General features: G+C 42.0%; 27 protein-coding genes, 2 pseudogenes and 1 riboswitch. Of the genes and pseudogenes, 13 read left to right on the top strand and 16 right to left on the bottom strand.

All coding sequences use genetic code 11. From position 1 onward, the window contains the following. Positions 1 to 7: 7 nt before the first annotated feature. The 9 genes from G464_RS0100140 to trpB form a co-directional block, all read right to left on the bottom strand. A complete protein-coding gene (locus tag G464_RS0100140) occupies positions 8 to 1,063 on the bottom strand; it encodes a DUF5692 family protein (protein WP_022856267.1) in 1,056 nt (351 codons plus the stop codon). Between the two features lie 129 nt (positions 1,064 to 1,192). Then, entirely contained in the window at positions 1,193 to 1,426 is a 234-nt protein-coding gene (locus G464_RS0100145) for a DUF1653 domain-containing protein (RefSeq protein ID WP_021618293.1), read from the bottom strand. Further along, positions 1,426 to 2,715, bottom strand: a complete 1,290-nt coding sequence (locus tag G464_RS0100150) for an MFS transporter (protein ID WP_022856268.1) — start codon at positions 2,713 to 2,715, stop codon at positions 1,426 to 1,428. The genes G464_RS0100145 and G464_RS0100150 overlap by 1 nt, the downstream gene beginning before the upstream one ends. Positions 2,716 to 2,856: 141 nt before the next feature. Further along, positions 2,857 to 3,765: an NAD(P)-dependent oxidoreductase gene (locus tag G464_RS08270; protein WP_022856269.1), complete on the bottom strand. Its 909-nt coding sequence runs from the start codon at positions 3,763 to 3,765 to the stop codon at positions 2,857 to 2,859. Positions 3,766 to 3,769: 4 nt separating this feature from the next. Next, positions 3,770 to 3,913, bottom strand: coding sequence for a hypothetical protein (locus G464_RS09995; protein ID WP_155237032.1), 144 nt, complete (start codon positions 3,911 to 3,913; stop codon positions 3,770 to 3,772). Positions 3,914 to 3,992: 79 nt separating this feature from the next. Next, a complete protein-coding gene (rlmH, locus tag G464_RS0100160) occupies positions 3,993 to 4,472 on the bottom strand; it encodes a 23S rRNA (pseudouridine(1915)-N(3))-methyltransferase RlmH (RefSeq protein WP_022856270.1) in 480 nt (159 codons plus the stop codon). Positions 4,473 to 5,190: 718 nt separating this feature from the next. Next, on the bottom strand, positions 5,191 to 6,372 hold the full coding sequence (locus tag G464_RS0100165; protein ID WP_022856271.1) for a M20/M25/M40 family metallo-hydrolase: 1,182 nt from the start codon (positions 6,370 to 6,372) through the stop codon (positions 5,191 to 5,193). 20 nt (positions 6,373 to 6,392) lie between these two features. Next, positions 6,393 to 7,559, bottom strand: coding sequence for a hypothetical protein (locus G464_RS0100170; protein WP_022856272.1), 1,167 nt, complete (start codon positions 7,557 to 7,559; stop codon positions 6,393 to 6,395). A gap of 31 nt (positions 7,560 to 7,590) precedes the next feature. Continuing rightward, complete coding sequence (gene trpB, locus G464_RS0100175; protein ID WP_230467087.1) at positions 7,591 to 8,868, bottom strand: tryptophan synthase subunit beta; 1,278 nt, start codon at positions 8,866 to 8,868, stop codon at positions 7,591 to 7,593. A 393-nt stretch (positions 8,869 to 9,261) separates the two neighbouring features. On the opposite strand from trpB, the gene G464_RS0100180 reads away from it, so the two are divergent. Continuing rightward, positions 9,262 to 11,640, top strand: a complete 2,379-nt coding sequence (locus G464_RS0100180; protein ID WP_022856274.1) for a glycoside hydrolase family 3 N-terminal domain-containing protein — start codon at positions 9,262 to 9,264, stop codon at positions 11,638 to 11,640. 86 nt (positions 11,641 to 11,726) lie between these two features. On the opposite strand, the gene G464_RS08275 is transcribed toward G464_RS0100180, so the two are convergent. Together G464_RS08275 and G464_RS0100190 are read right to left on the bottom strand one after the other, a co-directional pair. After that, positions 11,727 to 12,845 (bottom strand): glycoside hydrolase family 5 protein, encoded by a 1,119-nt coding sequence (locus G464_RS08275; RefSeq protein WP_022856275.1) that lies wholly within the window; start codon positions 12,843 to 12,845, stop codon positions 11,727 to 11,729. A 1-nt stretch (position 12,846) separates the two neighbouring features. Continuing rightward, positions 12,847 to 14,217, bottom strand: a complete 1,371-nt coding sequence (locus G464_RS0100190) for an Nramp family divalent metal transporter (protein WP_022856276.1) — start codon at positions 14,215 to 14,217, stop codon at positions 12,847 to 12,849. A 91-nt stretch (positions 14,218 to 14,308) separates the two neighbouring features. On the opposite strand from G464_RS0100190, the gene G464_RS0100195 reads away from it, so the two are divergent. After that, positions 14,309 to 14,860 (top strand): 5-formyltetrahydrofolate cyclo-ligase, encoded by a 552-nt coding sequence (locus tag G464_RS0100195; protein ID WP_022856277.1) that lies wholly within the window; start codon positions 14,309 to 14,311, stop codon positions 14,858 to 14,860. A 178-nt stretch (positions 14,861 to 15,038) separates the two neighbouring features. On the opposite strand, the gene G464_RS0100200 is transcribed toward G464_RS0100195, so the two are convergent. From G464_RS0100200 to G464_RS0100220, 5 genes are all read right to left on the bottom strand, one after another. Beyond that, positions 15,039 to 15,440 carry a hypothetical protein gene (locus G464_RS0100200; protein WP_021618281.1) on the bottom strand — a complete coding sequence of 134 codons (402 nt, stop codon included), beginning with the start codon at positions 15,438 to 15,440 and terminating at the stop codon, positions 15,039 to 15,041. A gap of 298 nt (positions 15,441 to 15,738) precedes the next feature. After that, positions 15,739 to 16,422, bottom strand: a complete 684-nt coding sequence (locus tag G464_RS0100205; RefSeq protein WP_022856278.1) for an aspartate/glutamate racemase family protein — start codon at positions 16,420 to 16,422, stop codon at positions 15,739 to 15,741. Between the two features lie 3 nt (positions 16,423 to 16,425). Then, on the bottom strand, positions 16,426 to 17,607 hold the full coding sequence (locus G464_RS0100210; RefSeq protein WP_022856279.1) for a carboxylate--amine ligase: 1,182 nt from the start codon (positions 17,605 to 17,607) through the stop codon (positions 16,426 to 16,428). Beyond that, positions 17,600 to 19,471, bottom strand: coding sequence for an asparagine synthase (glutamine-hydrolyzing) (asnB, locus tag G464_RS0100215; RefSeq protein ID WP_022856280.1), 1,872 nt, complete (start codon positions 19,469 to 19,471; stop codon positions 17,600 to 17,602). Before asnB ends, G464_RS0100210 begins: the two co-directional genes overlap by 8 nt. A gap of 81 nt (positions 19,472 to 19,552) precedes the next feature. Beyond that, positions 19,553 to 20,239 (bottom strand): YoaK family protein, encoded by a 687-nt coding sequence (locus G464_RS0100220; protein WP_021618277.1) that lies wholly within the window; start codon positions 20,237 to 20,239, stop codon positions 19,553 to 19,555. Positions 20,240 to 20,298: 59 nt separating this feature from the next. Beyond that, positions 20,299 to 20,390, top strand: a riboswitch (TPP riboswitch). A 69-nt stretch (positions 20,391 to 20,459) separates the two neighbouring features. On the opposite strand from G464_RS0100220, the gene G464_RS08280 reads away from it, so the two are divergent. From G464_RS08280 to G464_RS10540, 11 genes and pseudogenes are all read left to right on the top strand, one after another. Beyond that, complete coding sequence (locus tag G464_RS08280) at positions 20,460 to 20,768, top strand: HMP/thiamine-binding protein YkoF (RefSeq protein ID WP_022856281.1); 309 nt, start codon at positions 20,460 to 20,462, stop codon at positions 20,766 to 20,768. Between the two features lie 72 nt (positions 20,769 to 20,840). Continuing rightward, positions 20,841 to 21,284: pseudogene (locus G464_RS10515) on the top strand (recombinase family protein); the annotation flags it as partial. A gap of 72 nt (positions 21,285 to 21,356) precedes the next feature. Beyond that, a complete protein-coding gene (locus tag G464_RS10520) occupies positions 21,357 to 21,866 on the top strand; it encodes a recombinase family protein (RefSeq protein ID WP_338058095.1) in 510 nt (169 codons plus the stop codon). Positions 21,867 to 21,946: 80 nt separating this feature from the next. Beyond that, positions 21,947 to 22,348 (top strand): hypothetical protein, encoded by a 402-nt coding sequence (locus G464_RS10525; RefSeq protein WP_244264102.1) that lies wholly within the window; start codon positions 21,947 to 21,949, stop codon positions 22,346 to 22,348. A 19-nt stretch (positions 22,349 to 22,367) separates the two neighbouring features. Next, the gene (locus G464_RS10530) at positions 22,368 to 22,661 is read left to right on the top strand and encodes a hypothetical protein (RefSeq protein WP_472235951.1); all 294 of its coding nucleotides are present in this window, start codon (positions 22,368 to 22,370) and stop codon (positions 22,659 to 22,661) included. Positions 22,662 to 22,738: 77 nt separating this feature from the next. Next, positions 22,739 to 22,936, top strand: coding sequence for a transposase (locus G464_RS0100235; protein ID WP_022856282.1), 198 nt, complete (start codon positions 22,739 to 22,741; stop codon positions 22,934 to 22,936). 132 nt (positions 22,937 to 23,068) lie between these two features. Further along, on the top strand, positions 23,069 to 23,584 hold the full coding sequence (locus G464_RS0100240; protein WP_022856283.1) for a hypothetical protein: 516 nt from the start codon (positions 23,069 to 23,071) through the stop codon (positions 23,582 to 23,584). A 13-nt stretch (positions 23,585 to 23,597) separates the two neighbouring features. Next, on the top strand, positions 23,598 to 23,819 hold the full coding sequence (locus tag G464_RS0100245) for a hypothetical protein (RefSeq protein ID WP_022856284.1): 222 nt from the start codon (positions 23,598 to 23,600) through the stop codon (positions 23,817 to 23,819). A 150-nt stretch (positions 23,820 to 23,969) separates the two neighbouring features. Further along, positions 23,970 to 24,221, top strand: a pseudogene (locus G464_RS09825) (hypothetical protein); the annotation flags it as partial. A gap of 239 nt (positions 24,222 to 24,460) precedes the next feature. Next, positions 24,461 to 25,075 (top strand): MobQ family relaxase, encoded by a 615-nt coding sequence (gene mobQ, locus G464_RS10535; protein ID WP_021618268.1) that lies wholly within the window; start codon positions 24,461 to 24,463, stop codon positions 25,073 to 25,075. A gap of 10 nt (positions 25,076 to 25,085) precedes the next feature. Then, on the top strand, positions 25,086 to 25,415 hold the full coding sequence (locus G464_RS10540) for a MobA/MobL family protein (protein ID WP_230467090.1): 330 nt from the start codon (positions 25,086 to 25,088) through the stop codon (positions 25,413 to 25,415). Positions 25,416 to 25,518 lie beyond the last annotated feature (103 nt).

The raw sequence follows: 25,518 nt of genomic DNA on the forward strand, positions 1-25,518 counted from the left end.
AACTTTTTTACTTCACAGCAATAATTGCTTCTCGATCGAATTCATCAACGCGAGCATTCGCCTTTTCAAAGTCACGAGTTCCCGTAAAGACTTCATGCGTGTACGGGTTAACCTGCAACTTGTGTGCACGGTAGGCAATATAACCAATGGCTGCAATATTTGCGAGTAAGGCAAGAACAGATACCCACAGATTTGCTGTAGCATTCATTGTGGAATTAACTGCGAATGGACTATCTACTCCCAGCTCAGGCATGGATGTTTGGAATTGTGGGAAGACCTGAGCAAACATGCACCAGATAGCCAAGGTATTAGCACGATTTTGAATCCATCCTCCCTTATTCCATAGCATATTTGCCACGGTTGGAGCCAACAACAAAGCAAAACCGCAATACCAAGAATGATTTGGCAAATTATTGTAAGTGTAGCAGAAGTTCCACAAATCGTAAGATACGATGAATACCCATGTCATATCTGCCCAAATCATATCGTCTTTTTTCTTTGACGAGTAGACTGCCCACCAGCCAGTCATGCACATGATGTTAATCAAACCTGCCACACCATTAAATACATTGTGCCAGCCAGTAACCACGGTAATATGCTCGGATGTGGTCCATACTGGAGAACCGTTCATCATGGTGTAGTTGCCGGTAAAGAAGTGCGCTGCTGATTCAAAATCAGAAATAACTGCAATTAAAATATTTAACGCAACAATAGCGAAAGGAAAAGCTCTAAACCAACGGGCTTTACCAAGCTTTCCCCAGCGATATTTAATCACCATAAAGCCGAGGCATCCTGCTAGAGCTGCGTAAACTTTAGCGTAGTGGAACCATCCATTAGCAAAAACATTCGTTGGATTGTTCACAGCCCAGTCAGCTCCCATAGCTGCTCCACTAATAACAGCTATACAGTAGACGGTCATTGCTGCTGGTAAAGCGGCAAACATAATCAAACCGCCAGCTTTCGAACGGCGAGATAACTCGTTCAAAGCAATCAGTGCCACAAAAACCATAATCCAACCCAACCATTGGGTGGCGGCATGTGCCCCATATACTTGGAATAACATAATAACCCCCCTATGCACTACAGTGTGCTGCATGTCTTTCTCAATCCCATCCCGTTATGGAATCGTTGCCATCGATATTATGCGAGTGAACTCCTACTCAATAATAAAGATGACAAAATAGAGAAAATGTCACAAATCTATCTGTTCAAATCTATACTCTTGCTCAGCATGAGGGTATTTCTGCCTATCAACAGCAGATAAAAACATACTTAACGGACGCACCCACAGACGACGCTCACCATATAAAGGCCTATAAATCACGACCGTTTCACCGCTTTCGCTGTCTGTAGCGCAGTCTTCTACGTAATAATAATTACCCTTAAAATGACGGTATACACTGTACAGTTGAATCTCGCGAGTCATTAGTGCTTCTCCTGTGTGTTACGAACGCTGAACACATTCATACGAATAACATGCCATGAACACCACGCATTAATCACGACAACTAAAATCATGGCAAAAACGAAGGATACGCCTGGCATAGCATCTCCATACATCCAGCCGTACAAAACAGGACCTGTTGCTGCAATAAGATAGCCCACTGATTGAGACATGCCGGAAATCTCTGCAGCATCTGCAGCAGTAGCAGCCTTAATCGGATAAAAGGTCAAAACCATCACGAAAATAGTCGTAAAGAAGGCGCAGGTAACCGTAGCAAAAACGTACCAGTATGAGATGCCCAAAACTGAGTGCAGAGGGAAAAGAGCAGCTACGCCAACCTGTAAAGCTGTTAAAGCCGTTACCGCAATAATATGATAACGACGTGAAGTACGTGCTACGAAGAATGGAATGCCCACAGAAATAGGTAAACCGATTGCATTAAAAATAAGCATAATAATGGTGTTATGCACAGACTGAACATCGTCTGCGTTCAAAATACTGGGAAGCCATGCGCTCATCGTATAGCTCAAGAACGATTGACCAGCGAACATGCCAATAAAAAGCCATATGCGCACATCTCGAAGAAGGCTCAGATCAATAACCGAGTTATGCATCCCTTTGTTCTCAGAGTCCGTTGCCTCAGGAGTTTCTACTGTTAGTTGAGGTAAAAAGAACGACAAAAGCATCGGACACGCGGTCATAGCAGCCATCACCCACAGCATAGCTTGCCAGCCAATCGTTGCAGATACGAAAGGTGAGAGAAGAACGAGGACAATAGCGCCCACAACTATGGCAGCGCAGTATCGCATGGTATACAGCCCAGGCTGTTGTGAGAATTTCTCAGACACTAAAGTTGGCATACCAATGTTCAAAATAGCTATACCAATGCCCACTAAAACCGTGCCAGCAAGCATGGTATTCCACGTTAGTACTCCACGCAGCATAGAGCCAACAAAAATAAAAACAGATGCTACTTGGAATGTGCGCGTGAGATTGATCTTTTGCACTAACCATGGCACAAGAAGTGAGACCACAACAAACATAACTAAAGGAAGGCTCGTAATAATACCGAAACTTCCCACATCACGATGCATGTGCTCTGCCATAGGCTCAATATAAATTGGCAAAACTACTATGGGTGCTCGCATGATGAGGCCTGCGAGCATAAGAAACAGCGAAAACAGTATGTGTGAGGAATCACGCGCGTGTACTAACTGTGCTCCCTCGCCTATCTCAATGTTTCCAGGCTCGCTGCTCAGGTGTTGTGTCATCAGACCTCATCCACACTTTCATGCTCTCTTCTCGTTCGTGGCGACAGTTCGTGGCAAAGGTTCATATTAAACGTCCGTGGTATTCTTTCGCTACGTTCTGCTCTCTACCGCTGCGCTTACATGTGCGAGCCTGAAGTCTTCCTAATAGCCTGCGTTGAGGTTAAGAATATGCTTTTTCGGCTGTCCGTCGCATGCAAACGAATTAAGATTATCAAGAAAAGAATTCAACACGCGCTGAGTGTACATATCACTATAACCAGCTGTATGTGGAGTGCATATAACATTAGGCAGAGTCCATAAAATATCGCTGTGCGGTAATGGCTCAGTATCGAATACGTCTAAAGCAGCGCCAGCAATATTGCCCGATTGAATAGCGCTTACTAAATCACGGCTCACAGTAGTTTTTCCACGACCTACGTTGATGTAATATGCGCTACTTTTCATCGCTTGAAATACCTGAGCATTCACACAATCTGCTGTATCGGCAGTCAAAGGCAAAGCGTTCACCACATAATCAGCCTGCGCAATCGCCTCTCTCATATGTGTAAGGTCTAGGCATGAATCAAAATTCTCACTGCTATGCCCTGACCTATTAACGCCGATGGTTGTCATGGACATAGCATGGCATAAACGTGCTGTTTCTGTGCCAATTTCTCCTGTTCCAAGAACGCAGACGGTTTTACCGGTCAACTCACCCCAACCGCCCCACTGCGTCCATAAACCCAGCTGAGCTTCGCGCACATGTAAGTGCAAGCGCCTCTCGAACATCAGCATATATGCAAGAACTTGCTGTGCAATATTTGGAGCATTTGCACCGCTTGCCGTGGTTACTATGATGTTATTGTGACGCATACAGTCCAAAGGAACGTAATCAGCGCCTGCGCTAAACAACTGTATCCAGCAAATCTGAGAGCCAGGCATAGCAACAGCCTGAGCAAGATGGGGATGCCAACCAAAAATAATATCGCAGTGTGCTAAATCATTCACATCCAGCTGCACGGATGAAACTGCACGAGGTGTACGCGCGTTCTCATCGTCTTGAACAGGCATAAAACTACGCTATTATGCCCGAACGCTCTGCAATCTGCTCGACTTCACCACGCTTCAAGCTGACGAGCAGACCGATGGTTAGAGTATGAGGGTTTGAGGGTGATAGTTCTTCGTGCGCGTTGGTTTCATGTGTTGTGTGAGTGGTCATAGGAGTAGTACTTTGTTAAGTTTCCGTAGAGTTGCGTGCTAATTATCTTTGTTTGCTAAGCATACTAACTGCGTGTTTCCTATTTATGGTATGCCTGATGATTCATGATTCTGTATGCGCGATAAATCTGCTCGCTAAGCACAACACGAGCTAACTGATGAGGCAAAGTAATACGTCCGAAAGAAATAAGTTCATTGGCGCGTTGCTTGACCTGAGGAGATAAACCAAGTGACCCACCAATAACAAAAGTAATTTTGCTTGTTCCATGCACACTGAGTTTTTCTAGTTGGGATGCTAAAGCTTCGCTTGTAATCAGTGTGCCTTCAATCGCGAGAGCAATAACATAATCATCATGACCGATTTTGCCTAGAATGCGTTCACCTTCTGTTGCGAGAATATGTTCATCTTCTTTAGCGCTGGCTTTATCAGGTGTTTTTTCGTCCGACAGCTCCACAATATCTATAGTGCAGTAAGCACCCAGTCTCTTCACATACTCGTCGATGGCTTGTTTCCAATATTTTTCTTTCAGTTTGCCCACTGCAATAATTTTGATTTTCATCATGTTTTTATTGTAGGGCGAGGCGTGAGTTTTAGGTTAAAATCGCGGGTTTTAGGTTAAAGTCGCACATAGATGGGCACACACGGGCGTGTCAGGTTTTTGTGTATGTGGTTTTGTATGTTCCCAGACATGACGTGTTGAACGCGGACTTACTGGGAACACATTTGAGTCTGATTATTGCTTGTTTTTCTGTTCTCAAACATGGCGTGTTCAACGCAGTCTGACTGGGAGCAGTGTGTTGCCATGCAGCACTCTTAAATCAAGAGCAATACCCCTTATGGTTGTGTGTGCTGCACGAGAAAGACGAAAGGTTATGGTGTGCACAGCATACTGGCTAACCTTTTTTGGTTGACTGTGTGATGAACCAAAAATATCCCCAGGTCAAGTACAACCTCATTGCGACCAGCCTCAAGACCCCAAAAATAACTCGCCATAGGGCAACCCACCATCTGCAAAAACCCTGACACACCCTAGTTGCGTGTGCTATTGCTTTTACTAGGGCTGACTTAAAGGTTTTGGCTGTTGTAGTTTATGACACGTTGGACGTGTCATAAACTACAACAGTGAACACGCCACTTTTCAGTGTTCTACCCGTTGCAAGAGAGAACCCGTTCAACGTGTCGTCAACTACAACGTAGCTATATAATTTCTCAGCGACATTACTCCCGCTACTCCCCCTTACGCCACTACTCACCGGCACACCGGCTACTCCCGCTGTTCACTCTATTCCCCCCCCCTGCTGCGCCACAAAACACGCAGCTAATTGCGCACGCTGCACATAAGATGCCACCTGAGAGTATTCTTCTGTACTGCTATGTGCGCCTGTACCGCGAGCGCCGAGAGCGCATAATGTAGGAATACCTAATGAGCTGGTAATACCTGCGTCAGATACACCATTCACATGGCTAGCGTGGATTGAGCCGTAGCCTATACGTCGTGCTGTTGCACTGAGTTTCTCAAAGAGTTTTTCGCTTTCGTCTGTGCACATCATGGCGTCCATAATGGTGCGAATATTCATGTGTGTGCGCGTATCTTCTACGTATGCAGTCTCAGATAGTTGTGTAAGCTCGTTAATAATGTAATCGCGTTGTTCTACCGTATCGAATCGTGCGCCGATACTAACTTTTGCGTAGTCTGGTATGACGTTTTCGCCAATTCCGCCTTCTATTTTTCCACAGTTAAGAAGTATGCCATTATCTATATCGTTGAGTGCTTCTATAGCGATGATTTTGTGTGCTATATCGAGAATGGCTGATCGTCCTTCGCGCACTGCCATACCTGAGTGTGCTGCTTTACCGAAAACTTCAATGTCTACAATCATGCCGCCTTTTCGGCTGAGCACAATGCCATCATCAAGCTGTCCAGTTTCAAAGTTGAGCACGTATTGGCTCGTTTGTGTGTGTTGTTGGATGATTTCTCGAGCGTTAGAAAACATATGGAGGTTTTCTTCATCACTGACTAACACGAGCTGCACTGGTTGTGTAAAAGTGCTGAGTTGGTTCAGAGCAATCAGTGTATAGACGGCGATGACTGCGCCTGGTTTCATATCGACAACGCCTGGCCCGTGCGCATTGCCATTATCGTCGATACTGAACGGGTGTTCAGCTGCTGTGCCGTCTGGGAAAACAGTATCCATATGTCCCAGGAAGCTGATGGGAGCTTGGCTCGTGTTGTCTTGATTAATATGCGCAACAAGTAGAGGCCCTGCTCCTTGACTTGGTTCGAGTTGTACCTCAATTCCGTACTGTGCGAGCCGTTCGCTCAAAACTGTGGCGACCGCGGTTGTTCCTTCAATATTCCTCGATCCGCTATCTATGTTGACGATGTTTTCAACAGTATCGATGATTTCTTGTTCGCGCTCGTGAAGAAAAGCGCTGATGATTGCGTCTGTTACGTTCATTGGTTTATCTTTTTATAGGTTTAGAAATAGTTGACGACTGCGCCAGCCATAAGTACTGAGGCTATGGTGACGGTGATGATTCCAGCTACCAGCATTTTTGGTACGAGATAGTTTTCGATAGCTTGTTTCTGTGTGTCGTTGCTTGCTACGCTCGATGCCACTTCTTGAGGCATCACGAGTGTGGTTGGGAATCCGAATGTGCAGCTGATACCTAGGGTCATGGCGAGATATGGGCTGACGTGCAGGAGTTTACCTGTGAGGTAACTGAGTGCGAGCACCCCGATAACACCCATGCTCATAAAAAGGATGAGGGGACCAACAATATGTGCAATCATGGCTGGGGTTACCGATGCCAGATTGGAGAAGATAAGCACTGTGACCAAGAACATGATTAGCCCATTAGATTGTGCTTTCTGCAGAATACCGGATTCGAGAAAACCTAGAGCGTATGCGATTGCTCCCACAATCAAGCACATCACAAAATAGTGCACTACCCCATGCGTTAAGCCTGCAAGCACATAACTGATTGCTGCGATCAATGAAAGTTTTGCTAAATATGTAGAAGCTTTCTGTTCTTTTTCAGGAATCTGTAACAGTTTAGGTTTTGTTGCACTGTCTGACTGGTTATCATGCGCGTACTGGGCAACAGCATTATTATCAGCTATAAAAGCGCGTGCTTCTTTCTTTAAGAAGTATGATGCTATAGGAATACCCACGAACTTTTGGAAAATAAGTAGCCCCAAGCAGAAAGTAATAATTAATTCATACCCTTTTCCATCTAAAGCAGTGGTTATCAGCAGTGTTGCCGCACTTCCGCCCGCAAAAATCGGACTTCCCGCCAGTGCAAAATCAAACATATGGAAAGCGTAACCTGCAGCAAAAATCAAAGCTGTTCCACCCGCAACTCCTACTAGCGCAATAATAATAACCTTGATTTGTCGTTTCATTTCCGCAAAATCAAGCGTGGTAGCAAGCGATGTAATTAATAAACCGGCAATCAACGTACCAAAAGTTTTAATGCCTGTCGTTTCAAAAATATCTTTTGGCAATATTCCTGTCCAAAATCCTGCTAGCATGAGCACAGCTAGAGCGAGAACGCTCGAAATAGTTGCCCGAGTTTTGGACGCAATATACTCACTGAAGGCGAATAGTATCATTAATGCAGCCAGAGCGATAGTAGGAGCCATAGTAGTGTCTTTCGTATTGTAGGTTTAGGATTTATGCGCGTTGAGCCAAATAATCTTTTACTTGCTGTACGTCTTTGTCGCCACGCCCTGAAACGTTCACGATAATAATCTGGTCAGGGCTCATGTGTGGCGCGCGTTTGATAGCTTCTGCCAAAGCGTGAGAACTTTCAATGGCTGGCAAAATACCTTCAGTTTTGCTCAAGGTAACAAGAGCATCCACAGCTTCATCATCGGTAGCTCCTGTATATTCAACGCGACCTGAATCTTTAAGGAAAGCGTGTTCTGGTCCTACTCCTGGATAATCTAATCCAGCAGAAATGGAATATACTTCTGCAATCTCACCATTATCGTCAAACAGTGAGTAGGTTTTCATGCCGTCAATAATACCAATGCGTCCTTTTTCCATGGTTGCAGCGTGAAGAGGAGTATCTAAACCTTTACCTGTTGCTTCCACGCCAATGAGACTAACGTTTTCATCGTCAATATATTGCGAGAATGCACCAATAGCATTCGAGCCTCCACCTACGCAGGCAATAACAGCGTCTGGCAAGCGACCTTCTTGTTCAAGAATTTGACGACGTGATTCCACAGAAATAATCTTTTGGAACTCGTGCACAATGCTTGGGTAAGGATGTGGACCTACTGCAGATCCGAGCACATAGAAGGCGTCGAGATCGTTCATCCATGCGGCGAATGCTGCGTCTACAGCATTTTTCAGTGTGGCTGTTCCATCCTCAACAGCATGTACGGTTGCGCCCATGAGTTCCATGCGGAAAACATTGAGTTGCTGACGTTGAGCATCGACTGCTCCCATATAAATATCGCATTGCATGCCGAAACGTGCTGCCGCTGCGGCTGTTGCTACGCCGTGTTGTCCTGCTCCAGTTTCAGCAATAACGCGGGTTTTGCCCATCCGTTTCGCTAATAAAATCTGACCGAGAACATTATTAAGTTTGTGAGAACCTAAATGATTGAGGTCTTCGCGCTTTAAGTACACGCGCGCGCCACCAAGATAGCGTGTGAGAGACTCAGCATAATACAGTGGTGTTTCACGACCAGCATACTGCGCAAGTAATTGATGATATTGCGCAATGAATTCTGGATCATCCTTGGAAGCGTTGAAAGTTGTTTCTAACTCATCGAGCAGTTTTTGGATTGGCTCAGGAACGAAGCTGCCTCCAAATTCGCCGAAGTATCCTGCTGATGTGATTGGTTGAGCTGCTGTAGTGGTCATCTTATGTTCTTTCTGTTCGTTATGTATTGGTTGTGTATGAGTGAAGGATTCATCAGAACCATTTAGAGAGAACATATAAAAAATTCTCATCGTCTATCTAGATGAGAATTCTGCTGAGCCAAACAGTGGAGTGTAGCTTTCGAGTATCTCACATAGATACAGGTCCTGCTGAGGAATATGCATCTATGTGAGGAACATACATGCAATCTATCCTTGCCAAGTGCGCCAAGCACGCCAGCTACGCCATGCGATGAGGGACAGATTACGCATGCCATGCTCCTTTCTTGTTTGTGCGTTGCTATGAAGTTACCATAAGCCTTAGGAAAATAAAAATCATGTCGTCCACGATATGGGAATACCGTGTGTCGTAGGTATGAGTTCGCAGGGAATATCAACACACCATACTCAACTTTTCAACGCCACTGCTTAGAGTAGTACTCGCAAACATTTAATTCAGAGAGGACTTAAATGACTAGCAACGACGCACCTAACACAACAGAAGCAAACAACACAGAAGCGTATTGGGATTCTCAGCTCAGTGTGGATGAGCGTGTGGCTGATCTGCTTTCACGCATGACATTGCGCGAGAAAATTGGTCAGATGTTACAACTCAATGCTCAGGATGATTTGGATGATATAGTTCTTGGCAAAACCGCTGGTTCTATTTTGCATACATCTCCCGCTGACTTATATCGAGCAAACGATTTAGTTCAACGCACTCGTTTGCGAATTCCTCTGCTAGTGGGTGATGATCTTATTCACGGTTATTCTTTCTATCCTGGTGCAACGATTTTCCCTGAACAGCTTGGTATGGCGTGCAGCTGGGATAGCGAAAAGATTGAGGAAGCTGCTCGCATTACTGCGCGAGAAGCTGTGACGACTGGCGTGCAGTGGACTTTCTCCCCTGTCTTATGTATTTCTCGCGACACACGATGGGGTCGTGTAGGAGAAACTTTCGGAGAAGACCCTTATCTCATCGGCGAATTAGCTTCTGCTATGACTCGCGGATACCAAGGCGGCAGCATGACCAACTCCGACAAGCCGCTGGGAAAGAACTCGATTTTGGCTACTGCAAAGCATTTTGCCGGATATTCCGAAACTCAAGGCGGACGCGATGCTTCTGAAGCAGATTTATCTCACCGCAAGCTCGCCTCATGGTTCCTTCCTCCTTTTGAACGTGTGGCAAAAGAAGGTATTGGCACGTTTATGCTGGGTTACGAGTCGATTGAAGGCGTACCTATTACCGTGAATAAATGGTTACTCAACGATGTTTTGCGCAATCAGTGGGGTTATAAGGGCACGCTTATTACTGATTGGGCTAATGTGAGCCGTTTAGTATGGGAGCAGCGCGTAATGCAAAATCCTGTGCAAGCAGCGGTTGCAGCAGTACGTGCAGGCAATGATTTGATTATGACTTCCCCTGAGTTCTTTGAAGCTACGTATGAGGCTGTTCAGCGAGGTCTGCTCGATGAAAGTGAGTTAGATGATCCAGTCAGCCGCATTTTGGCTTTGAAGTTCCGTATGGGATTATTTGAAGATCCTCGTCTGCCAGATGCGGATGCTGCTGCTCGTATTATTGGTAACGATGAACATGCTCAAGCTAATCTTGAACTAACCCGCGAAAGCATTACTCTGTTACGCAATGACGGTACTTTACCTCTTGAAGCTGCATATGGTTCTATCGCTTTGATTGGATCGCTGATTGATGATGCTCAAACACAGTTGGGCGATTGGGCAGGAAGCTCAGGTCAAGTTGAGTGGATTAAAGATGGTCATCCACGCGAGAAAATTACAACTATTAAAGACGGTTTAGAAAAACTTCTACCTGAAGGTTGGAGCATGACCACTGCTCAGGGAGCGAATATTATTGACCTCGTTCCAGATCCAGATGGCGAGTTTTATCCTGATGGGCAGCCTCGTCCTCTTGTAGGTCAAAGCGCTGCAATTGATCAACATCTTATTGATGAAGCCGTAGAGAACGCGAAGAACGCTGATGTTGCCGTCGTTGTTGTTGGCGACGTTATACAGCTTATTGGCGAAGGCTGCTCTACAGCCACGTTAGAACTGTTAGGCGGTCAAAACGCGCTCATTGATGCAGTAACTGCTACCGGCACTCCAACAGTTATTGTTCTTATGTCGAGTAAGCCTCAAGTTCTGCCTGACAGCGCTCTACAAGCTAACGCTCTGTTATGGGCTCCAAGTCCGGGCATGAAGGGTGGCCAAGCGCTCGCCGAAATCGTCTATGGTGTGGTTAATCCATCAGGTCGTTTACCTATTACTTTCCCTCGTCATGCTGGTCAATTGCCTGTATATTACAACCAGATTCGCGGTCAGCATGGTAACCGTTATGCAGATTTGACGCAAGACCCAGCTTTCGCTTTTGGAGAAGGTTTATCGTATACGAGTTTTGAATATGGCGATATTACCCTATTGGGCACTCATCGTGCTCAAGAAAGTGTCGAAGATATTTCGAGTACTGTATGGGCTATGCCAGATGAGAATACTCCACAAGTAACTGTTCCTGCGTATGCTCATGGAGAAGTAATTCATGCACAGATTGACGTAACCAATACAGGTAAACGCTCAGGCACGGAAATCGTGCAACTGTATATTGGCGATATTGTAACGTCAGTGAGCTGGACAGATCGTGAACTGAAAGCATTTAAGCGCATTACTTTAGAAGCCGGAGAAACTCGCACTGTGGAGTTCAATATTCCGGTGTCTGACTGCTCTATTGTAGATGCTCAAGGTCATCGAATTGTAGAAAATGGCGAATTTGAAGTTCTTATTGGTCATTCTTCTTGGCGAAGTGATCTTCAGCGAGCAGTTTTCGCAGTCCACGATTAAAACTATAGGAAAACTCAACAGCAAGATATGAAAAGGATGAAGGGGAGAATCGATGCTATCGGTTCTCCCCATACTATATGTTCATTCTAGTTCTCGTTTCCCCTATGCCAATAACGCCAGTCCCAAAATCTCCTCCACGATGTTGCTAATCGCTCTCGTTTTTTCTCATCTCTTTCTGTCTGGTAGCTCCACATAAATTCAGCGCTCACGCCTGCAGACTCATACGCAGATAACTGCATATCCTCAAAATCATGCGTATATTCTTCAAGAACTAAACTTTCTTGATTTTCTACGCACCACTCGCCCACTATCACATCTGCACCGGCCGCACGCACACAACGAATACGTAACTGTTGCATATCATAAAAGAACCGATAAAAATTACGCCGCCATGACGCATACTGCACAAGCCGCGCAATCCATGCAGGCATTGAACGTTCTATAAAGGTAGAATAAATATGCGTATCGAAAGCAATATTATGCATTGTTCTCAAGCGCGTTATGCGTATCCACGGCCAAGACATCAAACGAAAACCATCATGAAAAACTATGACTTTATCGTTTCCTAATACGCGACGCAATCTGCTGTATGCCGCTTTGTAAAAACGTATGAGAAACTTTATAGGAACATGCGCTGAACCTTCTGCTTCTTGAGGATCGCGCGCCACATATGTCTTCTTATTCGCACGCCATACACTCCAACTCGCAGGTTCGTTCAAAACTTCAATACCATAGAGGCCAGCCCGTTTACCGTAGCGTATGCCCAAACGTTCAATAACAGACAAGGCGAAGAGCACTTCTTCTTCATTGCTATGCCATCGTGCTACTCCAGATAATCCACCATTATCAAAACCGTTTTGACTGCCTGGCACGGTATGTAAGTCTAAAAGAATACGCATAGCACGTTTTTCTGCCCATTCAAAAGCACGGTCAATATATTCAATACAGCCAAGGTATGGATCACGGTCACCAAAAACGAAATATGGAACAGGAATACGGACGAGCTCAACCCCTGCACCATGCAAAGATTCAAAATCTTCCTCAGTAATATACGTGTCACGATGTTTGCGAAGCACATCATGTACAGAGTGACCGTAGTCACGATGGAGCCATACTTCATCTGCAGCTTCACTCCCGTGAAAAGGCGTGGAATCCATCCACTTTTCCAGAACCAACCAGTTACCTAAATTTATTCCGCGAAGCATCTTACATCACCACAGACACTATGAGCTGAAGATTTAATATAGTAAGTACTGTTGCCACCACATAGCCAAGAATGGTGTTCCATCGCGCATTAGCATAACGCCCCATAATAGACTTTTTAGACGTGAAATAAATCAGCGGGTAGATAGAGAACGGCAGAGCAAGTGAAAGGAATACCTGAGAATACACAATTAAATCGTCCAAACTATGCTCGGAACCATTGCTCAGAACTGCTACAACTATAACTGGCACAAGAGTAATAGCACGAGTCAGTAAACGGATAATCCATTGTGGCGCTTTAATATGCATAAAGCCTTCTAAAACAATCTGACCAGTCAAAGTACCCGTAATTGTTGAATTCTGACCGCTCGCCAGCAAAGCGACTGCAAAAAGAGTTGCCACAAATTTACTAGCAATAACCCCCGCGATGTGAGGATTTGCCAGAGCATTGTACATTTGTTCGAAAGCCATAACATCCTGAGCATGACCATAAAAAACAGAAGCTCCCAAAATCAATAAAAGCGAATTAACTACAAAAGCCATGCTTAACTGTACGTTTGAATCTAAAGTCATAAAACGCACAGCTTTATCCAGCTCCTGCTCATTGCGAGAATCAACATCTCGTGTCTGCACAATCGAAGAATGTAAATATAAGTTATGCGGCATAACTGTTGCACCGATAATACCCAAACTCAGCGCCAAAATTGTTGCTGAATCCTTACCGCTCATAAAAGTTCCAGGATTAGGAATATATCCGCGCATAATATCGCCAAAATCTGGTCCAGACAAAGCAACCAAATAACCAAAAATAACTACAATCGTAAAGATAAGAGCCGACACAACAGCTTCTATCTTTCTAAAGCCCAAATGCATAAGCCCCAGCAAAATAATCACATCGAGAACAGTAATAATAATCGCAATCAATATAGGAATATCAAAAAGCAGATGAAGAGCAATAGCCGAGCCTAATACTTCTGCTAAATCAGTGGCAACCAGAGCAAGTTCAATCACAACGAAAAGTATCCAACGCAGCCATTTTGGAGAACGCGCAGCCAGATGCTGGGCTAAATCCTGATGGGTTACTAATCCCAGTTTCCCACACATATGCTGAAGCTGCATAGCAACCAGAGATGACAGCAAAATAACGCTGAGCAAAGCATATTTATAAGTTGCACCGCCTACAACACTGGTAATCCAATTTCCTGGATCCATATATCCCACTGCCACAAGAGCACCCGGACCAGAGAAAGTAAAAAAGTTTCGCCAGAACGACTGTGACTGCGTAACGGTAATACTGCGATTAACCTCCGACAATGAGGCGCGTTTATTATGCAACGATGCCTGTGTTTTGTCGGATTTGTCGCGATTAGTCATATCCTCTGCTCCTTTATGCACATGCTTTACAGCAGTGCCCTCATTTACTCTTTTCCCATTCTAATGAGAATGCACAGAGTACACTAGCACTATGAGCATAGGTATGAGCAAAAAAGAAATTCGCGCCCATGTTTTACAGGCTATGAAAGCGCTAGATAGGAAGAAGAAAGGTCGCGACGACAAGTATCTTCTCGAGAAGTTGTGCAACACGCCTGAATATGTGCATGCTAGGGTTATAGCCACATATATGGCTCTGCCTCACGAATATAATACGCAAGATTTTATTGAACGAGCGTTAAAGGATGGCAAGCAGGTGCTTATCCCCCGTACCTTAGCTCACCGAGGTATGGAGTTTTGCGATATAACTAGCAGTGATTTAGTGCGCTCATCTTTTGGAATTCTTGAGCCGCTTGCGCATACTGCAGACAGTATAGTGAGCATTGATTCGATTGACATGATTCATGTGCCACTCGTTGCCGTCAATCACAACGGCTTTCGTATCGGCTATGGCGGCGGGTATTACGATCGTTTTTTGAGCGGTTTTGCTGGCTCAACGATCAGCACGGCATATGGCTGTCAGGTATGCGATTTTACGCCCGATAGTTTTGATATAGCCGTGCAGACCGTGCTCGTTGCGCGTTGAAAACGTTTCGACTAAGATTGCTGACGATATTGAGCAAGTATGCGCTTATTATATCCACGCAAATAGCGTCTAATTAGTATTCTGCGTTTCCAGTGCCCATCTCGACGGTAATCCAAGGTATTACCAATATTCGTGGTAGAAGGAACATGTTCAGCGAGCTGTGAATGATATTTTTTCACTACATGATTAAATAATCTCTGCCCACAGTTGAGCCATACAAACTTCTGAGTTCCATACACGGTCTGCGATTTGGCAGGCTGATTGCACACAAGATCATTAAAAGCGTAACAACTGTTGTTCTAGGATATGGCAGATTGTATTGCTCACACATCGCATAGAACTGTGGCTTATCGGAAATACGTAATCCTAGGTCTTTCTGAGCATACGGAATAATGTAATATTGTGATAGCTCATCACGAACCGATAAAATCCGATGCACATACTCTTCACTCGCAGCAAAAAGAACCAAACGCGCCTGAGCATGCTGCTGTGCGTATTCAATCAAAGTACGCACAAGCACAGCGTCATCAGCGAAATCAGGAATAACACTCACATCGCAAATCTTGGAGTGAGCAACCATAAGCAGCTCAGATTTGCAGAAAACCTTCGTTACCCCACCCTATACAGAGTGAAAAGATCGTGCCACATTGTATGCATTCGTATCGCTACCGACAACAACCGGTCAAAAACTTGGTAAATCCGTTTTCATTTTACCCTTAAACGTCTTGAATTCTTCAGACTAGCATTCTTACATAAGCAAGCTGAAAAATTCCTGAATATTCTCAGGGCAAAATATTAGGGGGGGCAGCAAAATATTCATGCTGTGACTATCGTCATGTCCACAAGATAAGCCACAGCATGAAAGATAAAGTGGTAATCTACTTCGTTTCATACAGATACTCTAATGTGCGTGCAACCAACACATCGAGAGCATCCAACGCCAAAGGCTTATTCGCCTCGTTTAAATCAATCAAACTTAACTCGGTACACGCAATAATACCCACAGTCTGAGCGTCACAGTATTGGGAGATAACATCGTTGAGCTTCTCCCCTTCTGTAGAATTTTTTGCCTTAATGGAATAAATCGTGTCCATCATAGCTGTACGATCAGCCTCGTCCAGCTCAACAATAGTCAGACCATGTTTGAGCGCATACTTTTCATAAATACCTGACGATGCTGTTCCTTCTGTGCAGAAAACACAAGCACGAGTGAACCCACGTTTTTTCGCTTCAATAATGGAACTTTCCACCATATTGACAATGGGAATATCTGTGAATTCGCACAGCTTATCGTAATAGTAATGACTGGTATTACATGGAATAGCAATAACCTTAACACCTAAAGAATTCAGCAAATCAAAATCAGGACGGATTGCATTAAGAAAATCATCATCACGATGATTCGTAATGCATCGTGTGCGATCAGGAATGGTTGCATGATTCAGAATAATTATATCAGCATGCTCATTATCAGAGTTCGCGGGACTCTTACGCACCAGTCGGTTATAAAATTCGACCGTAGCTAATGGGCCCATGCCACCAATAACTCCACCTTTATACATGCATTATCTCCTTGTTATCTTGCGCCACGCCCTGCCCATAAGCATAGCGTTAAAAGCACACCACGGTTTAAGATCCGACCATGAGAATATTGCAGGTGCGAGTTTCTTCGTGAAAATCTGGAAGAATCCCTTCCAGAAAGACAGCTGCTTTGTTTTCGAATAAGCAAGCAAAGCAAAGAAGTCTTCTAAACCATAAATAAAGGCATAATTTGTATTGTGCTCAAGGAACTTTGTTTCGTTGAGTTGTCCCGTTACATCTAGGTATGCTACATACGGCATATTGAGACCAACTTTATAAATAAGATTATTAAAGTTGGTTGTTCGCGCGTTAATTTCAATCAAATAGATTTCTTTGGTGTTCTCGTGTTCTTTGAACTCAATCTCGCCAAAACCACGATAGCCAATTTTTTCTACGAAGTCTTTGCCAATTTCCACTAAGCGCTTGTCATACTTCTGCTCCGTAAAAACAGAGGCACCGAAATTAATCGGCCACTGCCTAAACTTATGAGCAGTCATGTAATGTGTGGTCTTACCTTCTCTGTTAATGTAAAAATCATATGTCAACATATGATCATCAAAACCTGGCACAAGTTCTTGAACAAAAACATCAATATTATGTTCAGCACACGCAGCAATCCTACTTTTCAGGCTTTCCATATCATTGCATAAGAAAATCTTCTGTCTAAAAACTTTCGTAAACACAACTGTATCTACTGGTTTAATCATGCAAGGAAAACCAATACCGAGCACTTTGCTCTCAAATTGCTCATCGTTAACGCTAATAGTTGCCGGAATACGCACGTCATGTTCTTGAGCAAGCTTACCTAAAGTCCACTTATCAAGAACACGAGAGTTCAAACCGTTCTCTGCTTGGCTTACTAAGAAATACTCAGACAGCTGATCATAATATGTGTCGATAAACTCCACATATTTATCATGAGTAGGAAAAAGCACAGGTTTTTCTGACTGTTTTTTGCCATACTCTATAAGGTCAGCACATGCTTGAGCGTCGAACTTATTCAAGCTCGGCACGTTCAAACGTTCACTCACATACTTCGATCGGGCAGCATAAGCCTTCTTAAAGTTGTAATCACATGCGACCACAGGCACACCTTCGGAGCCTAAGCATCGAATAATACTTAAACCAATATAGTAGTTACAGCCTAAAACAACGGCTTTATTCATGGCTTACTCCCGCGTTCTGTACAGAGTTTTCTACCGTGTTATGAACAAAGTAAATGCTATACCACACTAAGAAAGTATAAATTGTATAGACTTTACGTCCATTATTTTTCACACCATGGTAATGATCATCAAGCAAGGCATTAATCTTGTCTACATCGAAGAATCGACCCACAAATGGCTCATTAAACATGCTCTTAACGATGTTATAGTACTTGTCTTGTTCAATGTACTTAATAAACGGCACCAAGAAACCAACTTTACGGCGCTTCGACCAAGCTTCAGGTAATGCTCGACGAGCAGCCTCTCTAAAGGCGTACTTTGTTGTAGTGTTATGCACTTTATACTTTGGTGGAATACGGCGTGCAAGATTCCACATCTCCTTGTCGAGCAAAGGAACGCGAAGCTCAAGCGAATTAGCCATGGTCATTTTATCGGCCTTAAGAAGAATATCTTCTACTATCCACATATTCATATCTAAGTACACACGCTTAGATACTTCATCCATGTCTTTAACATCGTCATAATATTTACGAGTTAAATCGCTTGCCTTCACAGGATTCTTGTACTGTGACGTCACAATATCATTTGCTTCGTCATCGCTCATAATCTTTGCTAAACCAATATAGGAATCCTCGAGTTTTTCACCAAACTTGGTAATAATCGTCTTGCCGTGGAAATGCGGTAAATCCTTGGTTTTCTTATACAACCAGTTGCGCAACCAGAATGGCAAAACACGATATGCTCGGTTTAACCATGGCATCTCATAGTCGTTATATCCAGCAAAAAGCTCATCTGCACCTTCACCTGAAAGCACCACTTTCACTTGCTCTCTTGCCATACGAGCTAAGAAATACAATGGTACAGCAGACAGGTTGGCATGTGGCTCATCGGAATAATACTGTACTTTTTGAACACCTTCGAAGAACTCATCTGGCGTAATCATCTTCGTAAAATTATCGATGTTCAAGTCTTTTGAGAGCTCGCGCGCATACATCGTTTCGTCAAAACCTTTATTCTCAAAACCAACTGAGAAGGTTTTATCAACATGTGCTTTAGCTACAACATAGCTTGAGTCCACTCCACCAGATAGAAAAGCTCCCACTTCCACATCGCTACGCTTATGGTAGCGAATGGAATCTTCAACTTCCTTATCTATATTGGCAACCGTTTGCTCAAAACCCTCGTCTTTATAGTCGAGTTCAATCTTAAAGTATTGCTTAATAGTCAGTTTGTTGTTTTTGAAGATGAAGTAGTGACCTGGACGTAGCTTGTGAACTCCCTTGAAGAAGGTTTCGTCCAGAGGATTGTATTGGAATACCAGATAATTTTTGAGAGCTTGAGGATTTACTTCCTTCTTAAACGTAGGATATGGCAAGAAAGATTTGATTTCGGAACCAAATACAAAGTCATCACCAATCTGCGTGTAGTAGAACGGTTTAATGCCGAAATGATCACGAGCACCAAACAGTTTTTTCTCGTTATCATCCCAAATAGTAAAAGCAAACATACCGCGTAATTTGGAAAGAACGCCTTCTTCTCCCCATGCTTCGTAACCATGCAGAATAACTTCTGTATCAGTATGTGTTTTAAAAGTGTAGCCTTCTTCAATCAGCTCTGAACGCAGTTCTTTGTAATTGTAAATTTCGCCGTTAAAAATAATAACAATATCATTTGTAGCGTTATAAATAGGCTGAGCACCTTCTTGCACATCAATAATACTGAGGCGACGGAAGCCGAAATGCGCGTATCCGTTATCGTAATAACCGCAGTCATCCGGGCCACGATGAGCAATAACGTCACTCATAGTCTTAATAACTTGAGCATCAGTAACGCTTGAACTGAGATATCCTACAAAACCGCACATACCATTTCCTTGGAATAATCCATCTTTATCACATAGCTATACTAACCAGAGTGCTACCCACTGGCAAACTGTATGAAACTTTTAGAATACCTTATCCTTCAAATTTTCTCGCAAAACCGAGGTGGCATACAGATATGAAACAACAAGTAATGCAAGGGTTACAAGCCATACAGCATACGCTCCACATACATGCACTGCAACAGCACTAACAAAAGCTCCTGCTAAGAAACTAAGCACAATAATTACATAATTACTCACATCGCGACGAACTTGTGCACTACGTTTTTTTGCTGGCGTAGTGACGAAAGCATAGATGCTGCTGAGCATGCGGCGGAAATTTCCTGAGGTCATCATGATGGTATAGGGAACGGTTTCAATCTTTGTGCCAGCATAAGAATTCATTACAATTCCGGTGCCAAAAGACAATACCATTATGCTCAGTACGGTATGCGAATGAATAAAAGGCAAAATAACAGTGGCAACTGTCATGGGAATAAGTGCGTAAATGCGCCATAATGCTGTGCGAGCATGCTGCTTTATGTATATGCCCGCTACAAAACCAATAGCAAAAAGGATAATAGCAACGAGTTTAGCAATAAAAAACGAGTACTTTTTATCAAAAATATCGCTTGCCATCATCACAACATTTCCTGTTTGCGTAGCAACAAGAGTTTTGAATTGAGTGTGGCAATAGACGTCAATGGCGCCACCGATAAATCCTAGGGTTATAGCTATATTTCGGCGATGATGCGGTGGGATAATATCCAAACGAAAGCTCCTTTAATACATTATGAAAACAAACTCATGTCATCTTTCTATGTTACGCTTACCGAGTCCTGGGGAGTCGCGTGACTGAGAATAAAACCCATTGAACCTGATCTGATTAATACCAGCGAAGGAAGTGACGAGCACAAAACGAGTGTACACCACTCAAGGAGTGCAACGAGTCTCCTGGATCATAGAAGGTCTAGAAAAGGAGACTACAACCATGACCACCTCCACTGAACATGTTACGTATGGCAATGCTGTCTGCGGTATCGATGGAGCAAGTTTGCAGATTACTGGTTGTCGTTTTTCAGCCTCCCCGATGTGCGATAATTTCGTTGATATTCTTATGAACGCTATCGCTCAGACAGATACTTCAAAGATCTGGTCAGATACAGATGGGATGTCTACTGTTTATCGTGGTCGCGATATTCATGTAGTAGATGCAGTTCGAGCATTTTTCACAGGTGCCGAGCAGCCAAACGTTCACATGACTATGGAGGCAACCTTCTCCAAAGGCTGGGTTGCATAATATTAACTGAACAGGAGTGATATATAGACACGAGAAAAGGAGGATATTGCATGATAGAATATCATATATAAAATTACAGCGCTATACTCCCGCCTTTCAGTTGGTGATGAAGATAGAGATGGTGGCGAGAGTAATAGTATTGTCAATCAAAAAGCCTTTTTAGAAAGATATGCAAGAGATAAAAAGCTGATAAACATTCGCCACTATATTGACGATGACGAAAGTGGTAGGTTCTTTGACCGTTCAGCTTATACACAGATGATAAGCGATGTAGAGCAAGGCAAAATCGGTATTGTCATCATGAAAGATATGACGAGATAGGGAAGAGATTATCTTCAAGTCGGTAATGCGATGGAGATATTTAGAAGAAACAATGTACGCTTTATCGCCATCAATAACGGTATAGACAGTATTGACCAAAACACATTGGAATTTGCTCCCTTTATCAACATCATGTCAGAGTGGTATGCAAGAGACATCAGCAAGAAAGTAAAAACAGGAATTAAAACCAAAGGAGCAAACGGAAAACCTGTCGCAACAGAAGCTCCATACGGCTATATAAAAGACCCTGAGAACAAAGATTATTGGATGGTCGATAAAGAAGCTGCCGAAGTTGTAAAACTCATTTTTAGGCTATTTATGGAGGGGAAAAACAGAAATCAGATAGCCGTTTATCTGAAAGAAAAAGAAATACTAACCCCAACCTTTTATATGAAACAACAAGGCAGAGGAACAGCCAAAAGCAAACCTCTCAATGAAGAAAATCGCTATAACTGGAACAAAGCAACCATAACACGCATACTGAAAAGACAAGAGTATTGTGGTGATGTAGTCAACTTCAAGACCGAAAAGCATTACAGAGATAAGAGAAACCATTATGTAGATAAAAGCAAATGGCAAATAACAGAAAATGCCCATGAGCCGATAATAGATAGAACTACCTTTGAAAATGTAGAGCGTATGTTAAAAAACGCACCTGTCAAAAGACCAAACGGAGACGGAGAAATTCACGCACTATCAGGACTGATGTACTGTAAGGATTGCGGAACAAAAATGCACATTCGCACCATACACAAAAACAAAAAGTACAGCATGTAACCTATTACAGTGAATATGCCAAAGGAAAAGCAAAGCACCCTAAATGCAATTCCCCACACCGCATTGATGTAGATGAGGTAATGGAAACGCTCAAAGAGGTTTTGCGAAAGATAGCACAGTATTCCTTAGAAAACAAAGCAGAGTTTGAGAAACTTGTAAAGAAAAGTCTGTATAAAGAGCAGACCGAAGAAGTCAAGAGAAATCAAAAGCGTATGCCACAAATCACAGAACGAATGGAACAGATAGAAAGAGTGATGAATAAACTCTATGAAGATAATGCACTTGGAAATATGGATACAGAACGCTATGAGCAGTTATCAAGAAAGTATGCAGAAGAATACTACACCTTAAAAGCAGAAAAAGAAGAAATCAAAGAACGCTTATCCGAATGTGAAAATGCAACCCAAAGAGCAAAGAAGTTTATCAGACTTGCAGAAAGCTATTCCAACTTTGAAGAACCTACCCCCTACAATTATCAATGAGTTTATCAGTAAAATCATAGTGCATGAAAGAGATGTAAAAAGAGCAAAATATGTCGTTCAGCGAATAGAGGTTTATTTTAACTATATAGGCAAATTTGAAAATGAACTTACAAAACAGATAGAGCCGACAGAACAAGAAATGCTACAGATGAGGGAAGAAATAGAAGAAGCAAAGAAAGAAAAAGCCAGAGCATATCGTAGGGCATATTACAAAGAATACCGAGCCAAAAACCTTGAAAAGTGCCGAGAGTATGAAAAATTAAAAGCAAGAGAATATCGAGCAAAAAAGAAGCTACAACAAGCAACAAGCTAAAATTAAATATCAACCAAACAAAAGAGGTTTCCTAATTACAGGAAATCTTTTTTGTGTAAGTCGAAAGGAGGAACTAAATGGCAGAAAATGAGAAAAAAGATATTAAAGAAATACAGGCAGAAGAACAACCACAACGAAAGCCTGACGGTATTCTTACAAAAAAGATAAATGGAAAGATCTTTGTAACAGAGATATATTCTGATAAAAAAGGAAAAGAAACATTTCAAGATAAGCTGTTTAAGGTAATACATTCTAAAAAGAATGAAAAACAATAAATAGGTATACCACTCCTAAAATATGAAAGACAAAAATAATTGAATCCAGATAAAAAGTGATAAAAAACAACTAAAAAGTAGTATAATAAAGCATAATTATATTCAAAAACAAAATGAACGGAGGAACAAAAAATGGGTCTATTCGGACTGTTTGGAGGAAAAAAAGAAGTTGAACTAGATAAAGCAAAGAGTGATGGAAACAAGTCGTTGATGAGAGAAATCTTTGATAGGAAAGTAGATAATGGCTCAGAATATAAAATAATCTATGCTTATTCAGAAGATATAGGTGGAGCTAATTTCGCGGTACTTCGTACTGTTTCCTATAAGTACAGAAGTTTTATACTTGGCTATAAAAAAAGCGATTTAAGTTTAGTTTTTCTTGAGGTAAGCCCTGATTTAACTCAGGTTGGTGAAGCACTTCTTTATAGACCACAAGATGTAAAGAGAACTAATTTCACCAAGATGGTAGGTTCCTATTATCTACAATACGGAAACTCATTCAAAAAAGAATTTTTCAACTTTTTTGTTCCTAAGACTATTGACGATATAGTAAATCACGATTGGTATGACGAAGAAACATTCACTTACGTTGACCAAAGAGAAGAACACAGTGACTGGGTTGAGTTTTGGAATAAATTTTGCAACTAAAAGGTAAAGTACAATGAGTATGTTACCAAATTATATTTTGACTTTTATAATTGCAATATTTCTCATATATAGCTATATAAATATAAAAGTTGAAAAAGCTAAAGCTAGTAACGGATGTCTTTATGGAATAGGCATAGTTGTTGCAGTATTGCTACTTGGAATGTCTATTTACGGTATAATATTTAATATCCCATTAGGGCAAGTGCAGATGCTAATAGAAAATAGCTTCAAATAAAAAATAGATATATGAAACAGTAAATCAAATTCGGTTTACTGTTTTTTCTTTGCTCAAAAATAAAAAGAGAGGAAACAAAAAAATGAAAAACATAGAAGAAAAAATCTTAATGGCAGATGAAGAAATTAAGCAGTTACAAAACAAAAGAAAAAACTCATAAGTCAGCAGAAACAGGAAGAAAGAAAAAAGAGAGATAAAAGAATATATGAAAAAGGAGCAGTCTTTGAAAGTATCTTTACAGAAAGCAAGAACTTAAGCAAAGATGAATTTTATCAGTTAATCACATCTCTAATTCGTAAAGAAGAAGCCAATATCAAAATACAGAAAATCATAGAGAAAAGAGAACAAATAGAAGTAGAAAATACAGGAAAAGAAGATGAAGAAATGGACATCGAAGAATAGTCCCTTGTTTACAAGGGCGCACATATACACCTTAACAGGTGCGTGCGTTCTCCGAAGGCTCTTAGCAGAGAGCATATCAGCTAACGCTGATACAGGGGAACTACATTCCCCTACGAAAATAAATTTCCTACCACTTGTGTACTTCCCAAAAGAAATCGGATAAAAAGCTATCCGATTTTTTGGAAGTCTTATCTATCGCCACATCAAAGTATCAGAAAAACGAAAGGAGGTTTTTTCTTATGGCGATATATCATCTTTGCATAAAGATTATTTCAAGAGGCAAAGGCAAAAGTGCAGTAGCAGCTTCCACTTATCGCAGTGGCGAAAAGATAAAAAACGAATATGACGGTATTGTCCATGACTTTACAAGAAAAGGCGGAATAGCACATACAGAAATTCTTTTACCACAAAATGCACCACAGGAATTTGTAAACCGTTCTGTATTATGGAACAGTGTTGAGAAAATAGAAAAGAGTAAAAACTCACAGCTTGCAAGAGAAATTGAAGTTGCCTTACCCAAAGAATTAGACAGAGAAAAACAAATAGAACTTATTAGAGAATATGTAAAAGAAAATTTTGTAAAAGTCGGTATGTGTGCCGATATTGCCCTACATGATAAAAATGATGGAAACCCACATTGCCATATCTTACTTACTATGCGACCACTAAATGAAGATACAACATGGGGAGCAAAATCAAAAAAGGAATATATCATTGATGAAAATGGCGAGAAAGTAAAACTTAGAAATGGCAATTACAAAACAAGAAAGATAAATACAACAGATTGGAACGAGCAAGAGAAAGCGGAACACTGGAGAAAAAGCATGGGCAGACATTACAAACAAATATCTTGAAGAAAACAGCATACAGGACAAAGTGGATCATCGTTCTTATCAAAGACAAGGTATAGAACAAATACCGACCATTCATTTAGGAGTCTCAGCAACACAAATGGAGAAGAAAGGCATAGCCACAGATAGAGGAAATATCAACCGAGAAATCAAACATCAAAATGCGATTTTAAGAGAAATTTCAAGAAGAATAAAGGCCTTACTAAATTGGATAAGGGGAATAGGAAAAGAAGAAAAGCAGAGAGCGAAAATACAAAATCCACCCTCTCACAAAAAGAAAATCTGTTATCAGTTTTTGAAAATCTTATCCGCAAAAACACAGATAAGAATAATGCAGACTTAGAGAAATATATTGAAAGTTATCAGCTACTCAAAGAGAAAAACATCACTTCATTATCCGAGCTTAAAGAAAATATAGTTATCCTTAGAGATAAGAATTATAAGAC

It is taken from the genome of Alloscardovia omnicolens DSM 21503, assembly GCF_000420505.1.
Classification (GTDB): domain Bacteria; phylum Actinomycetota; class Actinomycetes; order Actinomycetales; family Bifidobacteriaceae; genus Alloscardovia; species Alloscardovia omnicolens.